The organism is Haemophilus sp. HMSC71H05 (assembly GCF_001838635.1).
In the GTDB taxonomy this organism is placed as follows: Bacteria; Pseudomonadota; Gammaproteobacteria; order Enterobacterales; family Pasteurellaceae; genus Haemophilus_D; species Haemophilus_D parainfluenzae_R.
This window is the reverse complement of record NZ_KV838024.1, coordinates 1-12,437: the sequence shown is the minus strand read 5'-3', so window position 1 is coordinate 12,437 and position 12,437 is coordinate 1. Positions and strand designations below refer to the sequence as shown.

Annotated in this window: 10 protein-coding genes; all 10 read right to left on the bottom strand. The window is 38.0% G+C overall.

What is annotated here, in order from left to right; translation table 11 throughout:
• Positions 1–156 precede the first annotated feature (156 nt).
• The 10 genes from gdhA to HMPREF3279_RS01325 all read right to left on the bottom strand — a co-directional run bounded on the left by gdhA (position 157) and on the right by HMPREF3279_RS01325 (position 12,197).
• Positions 157–1,506, bottom strand: a complete 1,350-nt coding sequence (gdhA, locus tag HMPREF3279_RS01370) for an NADP-specific glutamate dehydrogenase (RefSeq protein ID WP_070867834.1) — start codon at positions 1,504–1,506, stop codon at positions 157–159.
• A gap of 233 nt (positions 1,507–1,739) precedes the next feature.
• Entirely contained in the window at positions 1,740–2,762 is a 1,023-nt protein-coding gene (gene hemB / locus HMPREF3279_RS01365) for a porphobilinogen synthase (protein ID WP_070867833.1), read from the bottom strand.
• A 56-nt stretch (positions 2,763–2,818) separates the two neighbouring features.
• The gene (gene tatC, locus HMPREF3279_RS01360) at positions 2,819–3,613 is read right to left on the bottom strand and encodes a twin-arginine translocase subunit TatC (protein WP_070867832.1); all 795 of its coding nucleotides are present in this window, start codon (positions 3,611–3,613) and stop codon (positions 2,819–2,821) included.
• A gap of 9 nt (positions 3,614–3,622) precedes the next feature.
• Positions 3,623–4,228 carry a Sec-independent protein translocase protein TatB gene (tatB, locus tag HMPREF3279_RS01355; RefSeq protein ID WP_070867831.1) on the bottom strand — a complete coding sequence of 202 codons (606 nt, stop codon included), beginning with the start codon at positions 4,226–4,228 and terminating at the stop codon, positions 3,623–3,625.
• 2 nt (positions 4,229–4,230) lie between these two features.
• Positions 4,231–4,461 carry a twin-arginine translocase TatA/TatE family subunit gene (gene tatA, locus HMPREF3279_RS01350; protein ID WP_005695386.1) on the bottom strand — a complete coding sequence of 77 codons (231 nt, stop codon included), beginning with the start codon at positions 4,459–4,461 and terminating at the stop codon, positions 4,231–4,233.
• Positions 4,462–4,627: 166 nt separating this feature from the next.
• Positions 4,628–6,547: a BCCT family transporter gene (locus tag HMPREF3279_RS01345; RefSeq protein WP_070867830.1), complete on the bottom strand. Its 1,920-nt coding sequence runs from the start codon at positions 6,545–6,547 to the stop codon at positions 4,628–4,630.
• Positions 6,548–6,611: 64 nt separating this feature from the next.
• Positions 6,612–8,639, bottom strand: coding sequence for a BCCT family transporter (locus HMPREF3279_RS01340; protein ID WP_049369776.1), 2,028 nt, complete (start codon positions 8,637–8,639; stop codon positions 6,612–6,614).
• Between the two features lie 255 nt (positions 8,640–8,894).
• A complete protein-coding gene (locus tag HMPREF3279_RS01335) occupies positions 8,895–9,176 on the bottom strand; it encodes an OsmC family protein (RefSeq protein WP_230845737.1) in 282 nt (93 codons plus the stop codon).
• A gap of 405 nt (positions 9,177–9,581) precedes the next feature.
• Positions 9,582–11,393, bottom strand: a complete 1,812-nt coding sequence (nadN, locus tag HMPREF3279_RS01330; RefSeq protein WP_049357781.1) for an NAD nucleotidase — start codon at positions 11,391–11,393, stop codon at positions 9,582–9,584.
• Positions 11,394–11,417: 24 nt separating this feature from the next.
• On the bottom strand, positions 11,418–12,197 hold the full coding sequence (locus tag HMPREF3279_RS01325; RefSeq protein WP_032827502.1) for a hypothetical protein: 780 nt from the start codon (positions 12,195–12,197) through the stop codon (positions 11,418–11,420).
• Between the last annotated feature and the right edge of the window lie 240 nt (positions 12,198–12,437).

Here is a 12,437-nt window from a genome sequence, read left to right as displayed (position 1 = left end):
ACTTTTTTCTCTGTATATATAGACAAAAAGCCTGAAGATTTTACACTTTTTGAGCAAAAAAGCAAGCCAATAGCCTATTTCTACTTGAGAAATTCACCATAAAAAATGACCGCACTTCATCACAAAGTGCGGTCAATTTTTTATTCATTTTGTGAATTAATAAACGCCTTGCGCTAACATCGCGTCAGCCACTTTCACAAAGCCTGCCACGTTTGCACCAACTACATAGTTAATGTTTGCTTGGCCTTCTGCTGAACCGTATTTTTTACAGTTTGCATGAATATCTAACATGATGCGATGAAGCTGTCTGTCCACCTCTTCAGCAGTCCAGTATAAACGTTGTGAACTTTGCACCATTTCTAAACCTGATGTCGCAACACCACCTGCATTAGCCGCTTTACCTGGGCCAAATAATACACCAGCCTCTAAGAATGCTTCTGTCGCTTCGATAGTGGTTGGCATGTTTGCCCCCTCAGCAACCAATTTCACACCATTTGCAATTAAGGCTTTCGCATCAGAGATCTCTAATTCATTTTGGGTTGCGCAAGGAAGTGCAATATCTGCTTTCACTTCCCAAGGGCGTTTACCCGCAAAATATTGAAGGCCAAATTGTTTTGCAAACTCTTCTACTCGACCACGTTTTACATTTTTGAGCTCTAATAACGCCTCTAATTTTTCACGATCAAACCCTTCAGGTAAATATACATAACCCGCAGAGTCAGAACAGGTTACGACTTTCGCACCGAGCGCCATCGCTTTTTCAATGGCATATTGCGCCACGTTACCCGAACCAGAAACTAAAACTGTTTTACCTTGGAAGCTATCCCCTTTCTCTGCAAGCATTGCTTGGGCAAAATAAACCAATCCATACCCTGTTGCTTCTGGGCGAATTAAGCTCCCACCGAATGAAAGACCACGACCAGTAAAGACACAAGCAGCTTGGTTTGATAATTTTTTCATATAGCCTGCAAGATAGCCTACTTCACGACCACCTACACCAATATCACCGGCGGGCACATCGGTATCTGGGCCAACATGACGATACAATTCAGCCATTAATGCTTGGCAGAAACGCATCACTTCAGCATCTGATTTTCCTTTAGGATCAAAATCTGAGCCCCCTTTCGCACCGCCCATTGGCAATGTAGTTAAGGCATTTTTAAAGATCTGTTCAAAACCTAAGAATTTTAAGATTGATAAGTTAACGGATGGATGAAAACGCATCCCCCCTTTAAAAGGACCAATTGCACTGTTGAATTGCACGCGGAAAGCACGGTTTACTTGAACTTGACCTTTATCATCAGTCCATGCCACACGGAATTGGATTGCGCGCTCTGGCTCAACTAAACGCTCTAATAAAGCTTCTGAACGGTATTTAGGGTTTGCTTCCAAGAAAGGCCAGATTGACGTGAAGACTTCACGAACGGCTTGTAAAAATTCAGGTTGATGGCCGTCACGTTGAGCCACTTTTTCAAGAAATGCGTCTAATGATGCTACTGCTGACATAGGATTTTCCTTCTAGTAGTGAGTTAATATGATGTGTGTAACGTTATTTTATTTATCACCGTCTTGTTGCGGCGTGTCATCAATATAACAATAGAAAAATCAACTAGGCAATAGTTTTTTTATAGAAAAAATGAAGAAAAAATAAAAAACGAGAAAATATTTAACATTTCCTCGTTTTTATTAGATGAAATATAAAATCAACACCTGGATTAGCACTTCAAGTTAAAAAGTGCTTATTTATTTTTACCTTCTAAGTAAAGCCATTCAGCGACTTGCTTCGCAAAATACGTCAAAATACCATCCGCACCAGCACGTTTAAAGCAAAGCAATGATTCCATGATGCATTCTTTTTCTTTCAACCAACCATTTTGAATCGCTGCCATATGCATCGCATATTCACCAGAAACTTGATAAGCAAAGGTTGGCACACCAAAATAGTCTTTCACGCGATATACCATGTCTAAATATGGCATACCTGGTTTCACCATCACCATATCTGCCCCTTCTTGTAAATCAAGTGCGACTTCTTGCAAGCCTTCATTACCATTTGCCGGATCAAGTTGATAAGTTTTCTTATCGCCACCTTTCAGATTGCCCGCAGAACCGACTGCATCACGGAATGGACCATAATAATTAGACGCATATTTTGCGGAGTACGCCATAATTTGCGTATTGATATGACCATTTTCTTCCAACGCCTGACGAATACAACCAATACGACCATCCATCATATCACTCGGTGCCACAATATCAGCACCAGCTTCAGCGTGTGAAACAGCCTGTTTAATCAGGATATCTGTTGTGATATCGTTTAATACATAGCCTTCTTCATCAATGATCCCGTCTTGTCCGTGTAGTGTATAAGGATCGAGTGCGACATCGGTTAATACACCTAATTCTGGATAAGCGGCTTTCAATGCTCTCACTGCGCGCTGTACCAAACCATTCGGGTTAAATGCCTCATCTGCCATTAAAGATTTTTTATCTTGCTCAACTACAGGGAATAATGAAATCACTGGCACGCCGTATTTCACTAAAAGACCTGCTTCGATTAATAACTGATCGATCGTTAAACGTTCAACTTTAGGCATAGAAGGGACTGGTTCACGATGATTTTCACCTTCAATGATAAATACCGGATAAATTAAATCATTCGCGGTTAAAGTATTTTCTGCCACTAAACGGCGACTAAAATCATGTTTACGTAAACGACGAAGACGACGGGTTGGAAAACCGCCTAAAATTTGTTGAGTCATAATAATATTTCCTGTTTTTATGATGTTAAAAGGGCGTATCACCTACGCCCATTTTCTTAATCTTTGTGATTCAAATCACCCTGATTTTCTACCGCACTTTCCTCATCAGTTGCCTCTTCTCCATCCTCTTTAGGTTGATAGAAACGTGCAACTAACAAGCCTAACTCAAAGAGAAGACACATTGGTACAGCGAGTAAAGTTTGAGAGAACACGTCTGGTGGCGTTAAGATCATACCAACAAAGAACGCGCCCACAATAATATAAGGGCGTTTTGCCGCCAGTGCTTTCGTGGTTGTGACACCAGTCCAGCAAAGCAAAATAATAGCAACGGGTACTTCAAAGCACACACCGAAAGCCAAGAATAATGCGAGTGCAAAATCAAGGTAACTGCTGATATCTGTTGCAATAGCGACCCCTTCTGGTGCAGTTTGCGTAAAGAAACTAAACACGAAAGGGAAAACAACATAATAAGCAAACGCTACACCGCAATAGAATAAAACTGTACTGGAAAATAATAACGGATAAATTAAACGTTTTTCATGTTGATACAGTGCCGGCGCAACAAACGCCCAAATTTGATAAAGCAAATAAGGTACAGAAATAAACACCGAAACAATCGCGGTTAATTTAATTGGCGTAAAGAAAGGCGTCTGGATATTGGTTGCAATCATCGTTGCACCTTTTGGCATCACCGCGGTTAAAGGTGCGGCGACAAAATGATAAATATCATTAGAAAAATAAACCAACGCCACAAAAACCACTAAAATACAAATTACACAACGTAATAAGCGGTTTCTGAGTTCAACAAGATGGGTAATTAACGGTTGGGAATCGTCCGTCATATTGCTCATAATTATTCTCTAGGACTTCGCTTCAGATTTGGGTGCTGGCTGTAGCTCCACATCATCCGGCGAATAGTAATCGGATAAACGCTCAGTTAATTCAGCTTGTTCATGAGGTTCAAGTGCGGTCAAATCCACTTCTGTTTTTTCAGATTCCAAAACTTCGGCAGTTTCATTCTCTGCATGTTCTGTGGATGCTGTTTCAACCGGTTTTTCTGCTGTTTCTTGTGTGCTTACCTCAAGTTTTTCCGCAGAATCAGCCGGATTTTCAGCCGCACTTTTAATTTCTTTAATTTGCTCTTCCACCGTTGTTCCTGCTGCAGCCGCTTTTTCTTCTAACTCTGCACGCATTTTTTGAGCTTGCTCTTTCAGCTCTTCAACGGTTTTACTTAAATCTGGGGAAAGCTGTTTGAGATTAAGTTGTTCCGCTTTCTTAATACTATCTTGCAACTCTTGCAATTTAAGCTCTTGTTTTAATTCATTTTGAACATTAGCTGCCAATCCACGGATCGTTTTCACCCAGCCCATTACCGTGCGAATAGCCACAGGTAAACGCTTAGGGCCTAGCACCACCAAGCCCACAAGCATCAATAAAACAAGTTCGGAAAAACCAATATCAAACACAGTTATGCCTGTTCTTTATCTTTTACAGTTTCAGTTTTTTCAGCGGTAGTTGTACCGTCTTTAATTTGAGTAAACTCAGCATCTTTTTTCGGCTCATCATCAGACATCGCTTTTTTAAAGCCTTTTACTGCTGCGCCAAGATCAGATCCCGCATTGCGTAATTTTTTGGTACCGAATACTAATAAAATCACGACTAATAAAATAATCATTTGTGCTGGGGATAAACCAAACATAGAAAAACTCCGTTAGAATTAAATTGAAAATTTGGGCTTGAATATACTCTTTTTATGCATTTGTCTCAAGAGGTAATTTTAAAAGTGCGGTCAAAAAAATTAGAGGATTTTCAACCGCACTTTCGTCTTATTATTCAGCCAGTTCTGTTTACTCATGAGACAGGAATTATGAAATAACAAAATCCAGTTCTTTCATGTATCGCTCATAACATTGCAAGATGTCCACGATCAAATCCTCTTCATTTGTGATACTCAAAGGATAACCTTCCAATTGAATATTGGTTGAAACCATTAATGCATGATGAACTTGTGCAGTTTCAGGCTCAGGCTTCTCGAACAAGGTAATTTGGTAAAAAAAATCTTCTGCTAAACCATTTTCAATAGAAAGAACCAGTTGATTATTATCACGACCAAAATGTTGCTGTAAGGTCACATTTAAACCATAGGTACCAATGAGTAACTGGCGCAACTCTCTCATTGCCAAAAGCGCCGTTGTTTTTAAATGTAAAATGGCATCATCTCGCTTAGGTTCAATCACTAACTGTCTTAAACGGCTACGCCAGTTTGCACCAGTCCACAAATCTGAAACCTCTGTGGAATAATATTGACGTTCAAATCGTAAACCTTTCAACAAACTCCATGCCATCACAGACATCAATAGAGCAAAAGGTAAAGAGAAAAACAACATCGTTGATTGGAGTATTTCAATACCACCAAAAAGATAAAGAACAAATGTAACAGCTGACAATAAACCACCCCAAAACATAGATTGCCAACGAGGTGAAACCTGGCTTTTGTCTTCAATTGCGATATTATTAAGCGTATAAATACCAAAGTTAATAGTTACAATAAAAAAGAGTGTGATAATAAATAAAGCTAACGTTTTAGTTAAGCCGGAATAGGGTAAATAACTCAGAAAATCAAAAAGGAGTGACCCCACATTATTTACAGCTTGACCTAATGCCCCCTTAGCAAGATGCTCATTCACCCAAATTGCGCCATTACCAAATACCGTGAACCACAAAACGAAGAATAAACTTGGTACCATCAATACGCCGAAAATAAACTCTCGCAAAGTTCGTCCGCGAGAAATCCTTGCGATAAAAATCCCAAAGCCGGGTGCCCATGAAAACCACCATGCCCAGTAAAAAACCGTCCAATCCATAAACCAGTCTAGATGTTCTACATCATAGGCATAAGCCTTGAAGCCGACTCTAATTAAACCGCTTAAATAGGTACCAATATTTTCCGTAAAAGCAGAAATTAAATATATTGTCGGACCGAATAGCAAAACCAGTAGCATAAAGAGAAAGGTAACGCCTAGATTTAGCTCACTAAGAATACGGAACCCGTTGGCAATCCCTTGCAGTGAAATTAAGATAGCAATGATAAAAACACTCACTAAAATAAGGGGAACCAAATACGGTGAGTTATCCAATAAATGCATTGAGTGGAATGCTGCAGCCAACCGAATCGCACTGTAACCTAAGGTTGCGACTACGCCAAATAAGGTGGTACAAATCCCGAGAATATCAATGACATCCCCTACTTTTCCATTAATCTTTTCTTTCAGTAAGGGATAAAAACAAGAGCGTAAAGAAAAGGGTAATTTATAGCGAAATCCGAAGTAAGCTATCGTAAGTGCAATTAATCCATAAATAGCCCAAGCACTGATACTCCAATGAAAAATACTAAAAAATAATGCTGTTCGAACTTTCTCATATTCACCTATTGGTGAAAGAAAATGTGAAAGCGGTTCAGCAACGCCAAGAAAAACAATGCCAATACCAATTCCAGAGGTAAAGAGTAATGCAATCCAAGAGCCTAATTTAAACTCTGGTTCTTCCTCATCACTCCCGAGTTTAATATCACCATATCGTCCTAACGCCAAGAAGAGTAAAAAGAACAGAAAAAATGCACTCAGTAAAATATAAAACCAGCTAAATTGAGAGAAAATAAAGGCTTTCGCCGCAGCAAGATAAGATATCGTTTGCTGCGTATCAAATAAAAGAGCTGCAATAATCGCTAAACTAAAACCTAAACTGCCCCAAATAACATTTGCTTTAAAAGTATTTTGTATCTTCATATTTGTTTTAAGATAAAAAGTGCGGTTAAAAACTTATAGGATTTTCAACCGCACTTTAATCTTATTATTCAGCCAGTTCTGTTTGCTCGTGTGCCATCAATTCTTGACCCACATCGTCTAGCAAACTTAAATAACGTTCATAATGTTTCAACATATCGGCAATTAATTCATCTTGGTCCATATATTGCACATCATAACCCACTCGACCATCAAAGAAATAAGTGTATGGCTCATAGGTCATACTATGTTGGATATGTGGCAAGTTATCATCATTAATTAATTGCTCTGACACCTCACGACCGATAGATTTCACCCCGTACATAAAGTCTCTCATCAAATCTTTTTGAATGACTAACTCGACTGCAGGTTCATCTTGATCAAATAACGTGTTAATTTGCACACTCAATTCATATTTACCAATCAATTCTTGGCGTAGCTCACGCATTGCCGGCAATACCGTATGTTTAAGGAAGCGTAAAATATCTTTTTCTTGCGTTTGGTTCATCATTTGTTCCAAACGTTCTTTCCATTTATCCCCCGTCCAGAAAATACTGGTTGGATTAACTTTGGTATCAAAATATTTTTTATCCGCACTCAAACCTTTCCATAAACTAAAACACATCAATAACATCAACATCGCGAAAGGTAATGCCACTAATAGCGTCATTGTCTGTAGATTAGCCAAGCCGCCTGATTGCATCAAAACAATGGCGACAGTTGACATTAATACGCCCCACATCACCGCTTGCCAACGTGGTGCAGCAAGACTTTTATCGCGTGATGCAATGTTATTTAATACATAAATGCCCGAATCCGCAGAAGTGATAAAAAATAAAGAAATCACCACCAAACTCACTAAACCCGTCACACCAGAAAGCGGTAAATAATCTAAGAACTTAAAGAGCAACGTTTCAGGCGAAGAAATCATTTGTCCTAACGCACCTGCAGCTTCACCATCATTCAACCAAATGGCTGTATTACCAAATACGGTAAACCACAAGATACCGAACATGCTAGGAATCACCAACACGCCGAAAATAAATTCGCGAATGGTACGCCCTTTCGAAATACGAGCAATAAATAAACCGACAAATGGCGCCCAAGAACACCACCATGCCCAATACAGAATTGTCCAACCGCTAAACCAACTAGTATGTTCTTGTTCATAAACATAGGTTTTGAAACTTAATTTTACTAAGTTGCTAAGATACGTTCCGATGTTGTCGCTAAAAGCGGATAACAAATAAAGTGTCGGTCCCGCCACTAAGACGAAAATCAACAAACAGAAAGCTAATGTTAAATTCAGCTCACTTAAGATTTTTACCCCTTTCCCTACACCAGAAATCGCGGAAAATATCGCTAAACTCATTACCACGGCAATTACGACAACTTGCAAGCTGAAGCTATTTTCGCTAATCCAGCCTAATTGATGTAAGCCTGCACCCAATTGTGATGCACCAAAACCTAATGTTGTGATAACACCAAATAAGGTGGCAAGTAACGCCATAATGTCGATAAGATCGCCTAACTTGCCATTAATACGCTCTTTCAATAACGGATAGAAACAAGAACGTAATGCCAAAGGTAATTTGTAACGGAATCCAAAGTAAGCCAATGCCAACGCAATCGTGCCATACACCGCCCAGGCATGAATTCCCCAGTGGAATAAGGTGTGTAACAAGGCTTCTTGTTGCTTATGCTCTGCGCTGCCTGTGGTAATATCAGATAAGTAATGCGTCAATGGTTCTGCTACACCAAAGAACATCAACCCTACCCCCATACCGGCAGCAAATAACATCGCCAACCAAGACAGAAAACCAAATTCAGGCTCTTCTTCATCATTGCCTAATTTGATATTACCTAGGCTACTGACTGATAAAATGACTAAAAAGCCCAAAAATACTGAGAATGCTAATACGTAAAACCAACTAAAGTTGGCAAAAATGCCCGATTTAGCAGCATTTAATAAAGTTTGTGTTTGTTCAGGTGCGATTAAAATCATCGCGACAAGCAACACCACAAAAAATAACGTTGCACCAATCACTAAAGGATTGAACGACGTTTGCTTTTCCATAAATTTAGATAAAGACAACGCTTCCCCCTTAAAAATTAAGTGAATAAAAATAAAATCAGATTAAATAAAATAAGGCTTTAAGCCCTAAATGGTGAGATGGAACCATCGCAAATGATAGCACGGAGAAGTGCGATTTTGAAGGAAACGCTCAGTAGGATTTGAGTGGATTGTTTCCAAAAGTGCATTTATGGTATAAAAAAATACCAATTATTTCAAATTAGGAAAATATTGATGGTATTTAATTTAAGTCGTATTTTTAACTGATATAATGAATTACAAAACTTGCTCAAACAAGACAGTAAAAGAAAACGTTTTATTTAATGTGTTGTAGATAAAACAATTTCTTAATGCAGCTTCAGTAAGCTTATCAAACGTCTGATCATCTAAATCAGATGAAATAAAAATTTTAATTTTACAATCGGTTATGTGTGGAGGTTCATCATAACCATGCACACCAAGTAAGGTTAAAGGATTGGCGAGGTTGAGCCAAATTTTTCCTTCCATTTCTACAATATCGGCACGTTGTTGAACAAAATGCGCTTTTACACTACTCAAAATGCCAATGCAGTTAAGTCATCGGAGCAAGGGAAAAACTCTACAAACGTCTAGCAAAAATGGTTGAGCATAACTTTACGGAAGCAGAACAACACCATAGACATAGTTATGCCCATTACAGAGGTTCGTCGAAAGTACACATGCAAGCAAGCACAAAATATCAAGAAAATGCCCTTGTGCTATGGGCTTTTTTACGCTTTTTATAATTCAGACTTTATTAATATGAGGTAATGGTAAAAACTCTACGAAACTGACTGCTTGAATGGCAATCTAAAGTGAAATGTAATAGAAAGAGATAAAACGACAAAAAATAAACCCACCTTTACCAGATGGTCTATAAAGTGGGTTTGCCTGAGGTATAAAATCGAGTGTTAAATACGCGCTATTTTCAATATATTTTAGCTTTTATTTTTTAGGTAACGCATCACTAGAAGCATTAAATTTCACATTTGATGAAGTGTAAGCCTCAAAGTGCGGATGTTTTTTCATAAATTTAATGAAACTTTCCGCATCAGGCAAGTAAGTATCAACGCCTTCATATTTCGGATCGTTAAATAATTTACCAAAAGTTTTGTAACCATCTTTACCGCTAGCTACATAAGCATTAGTACCAACGAGATAACGTTTATTATCATCAATTGGTTCCCATTGTTGGGTTTGTTTATTCAATACTTCCACGCTGACTAAACGTTTACCTTCCGCATTTGGTATTTCATTCGCTTCGTAACGAATGCCCGCGCCATAAGGGAATGCCCCTGTAGAACCATCAACTAAAGCAAATTGCATCGCATCTTCAAGCACTTGTTTCACTAACGAACCTTCCATTTTATAGGTATATAACGTATTCCCGAAAGGTAAGAAAGTATAAGCATCATTAAAGGTTACATTGCCTGGTAAAATATCCGCACGAACACCGCCTGCATTTTGAATGGTTAAATCCACTGTTTTGAGTTCGTTATACATTGTTTCTGCAATAAAACGCGTTGCAATAGAACCTTCTGGATTTGAGCCTGCTTTATTTGGGATACGATTTGCTGAACCACCCGGCATTGCAGAACCGGTGATGACGCCAACAATTTCTTGTGCTAAACGATCTTTTTCACTTTTATATTTTGAAATAAGCATGTCTGTTTTTGCATCATGATCATCAAGTGAAATACTCTTCATTGACTTTAAAGTATCAAGCGCTTTTTTACGTTCATCGCCTGTTAATTCAGTCCATTTACCTTCCGCATTTTTCACTTGAAGTTTATGAGAACTCATTAACACATGAGGAATTTTACGAGTAATAGACGCAATACCTTCAGGACTGAATTTAACACCTAAGTCACCCACAACAGCAGAATAAGCCCAACCTTCCATTACAAATACCGGTTCGCCATTCGGATTTTTAAATTCAAGCGGATATTCATAGATTACTGGAAGTTTTAAACCACGTAATTCATCATTGCCGTATAAATAATGTGAATCCCCAGTAACGATCACATCAATATCATTTACTTTTTGAGCAATTTCGATATTTTTTTCACTTCCTGCATGTGAAAGTAAAATGATTTTATTAATGCCTTGTTGTTTTAGCGCATTTGCCATAATTTGTGCGGTAGCAATTTCATCATAGAACTTCACATCCTTACCTGGTGAAGATGAATTAACCGTTTTATTCACGGTATCTAAACCGATAATGGCAATTTTTTCTCCATCCACAGTGAAAATATCGTAAGGTTTCCATTTGTTATATAAAATTGAATTTTTATCAGGAATAACATTGGCTGAAAGTACTGGAATTTTTAATGGCTCGAGTAGTTTTAATAAACCTTCATTACCCGCGTCAAATTCATGGTTACCCAAAGTAAAATAATGGAAATTACCAGCATTCATGACAGCCGCATCAGCGGAACCGCCAAAAAGTGTGAAATACAGCGTACCGGTAATCGCATCACCAGCATGTAGCACTAATGGATTTTTATACTTTTTACGTAACTCATAAAGTTTTCCATTCACAGCAGAAAAACCGCCAATATCAACCTTTGTTTGTTGACCATTTAGATTAATTCTTGCTTCGTGCGGTTCCAAATAAGAATGGTGGTCGTTAATATGTAAGATACTTAACTCCACAGCTTTATGTGCTTGCGGCGCTTCTTTAGCAAAGGCTGCACCTGAGCAAAGCATTGCTAACGCACTAACTGCAAAGGTAACTGATTTTTTAGATAAAAACATAATGGCTCCTTGTGAGTAAACGGATTAATTTAAGCCTTCAAGCATTGCTTGGAAAGTCTTATAACGAATAGCATAGTTATTGTGTTGAAGATTTTCACGTGCTTGATCTAAATACGAAAAATCATCAACCTCCACCCCTTTAAATTGGCGAGCAAACATCATATTGGCTAGAGCGAGGCGGGGCTTAATTTCAGAAGAAGGGGTTATCAAACTCACTCGATTCTCAGTAATAGAAAAAGTTGTTTGATTAGGAAAATCTTGACGCATCTGTTCAATAATTTTTTGAAATATGCCTTTAGCATCCAAAGACAATAATATAATTTGATCTGGTTTGGCTCCCCGTTCTATTAAAGCCTGAACAAATTGCTCCGAATTATCTGTTTGACGAATATAAATTTTTGCCTGCTCATTCGCTAAAAAAGACACCAGTAAGTTTTTCTTCATTTCCTGAATTAAATTAGCATCGCCAGTATTTATCGGTTCAAAGTATAAATAATCAAGAAATTTAGGGGTGAGATTTTTATCTGTTTTAAAAATGCGAGTGAGGATTTTTTCGCTTATTTGGATCTGATTATCAAGAAATTGGGGAGGTAAAGAAAAAAGTGCGGTGAGTTTTTTCTGTAAAATAGAAATTTGTTGCTTTTCTTGTTTAGCTAAAGCGATTGAAAATTGTTGCTTTAAAGCCTCAGCGGACTCAGTAGATATTGATTGGTGAGAAGACGAAGGAGGACTCGCTATCACAGATTGTTGAATGCCAATACATGACGCTAATCCAAGTAACACAGAATGAAAACTGATTTTCATAATAAACCTCATTTAACTGATATTTTATCAATATAAAATACCGCTTAACGCGTAAACTTGACCTAAAACTATTTGAGAGTTTCTTAGATTATACGTAAAACAAAATTGCATGTGAATGATAATGTTTACTTTTTCAAGAGAATATAACGTACTTATTAGAATGCTCATCCAAAACTTGCAATTTTGCTCAAAAAGTATAAAACTCGCAGGCTTTTTGTCTATATATACAGAGAAAAAAGT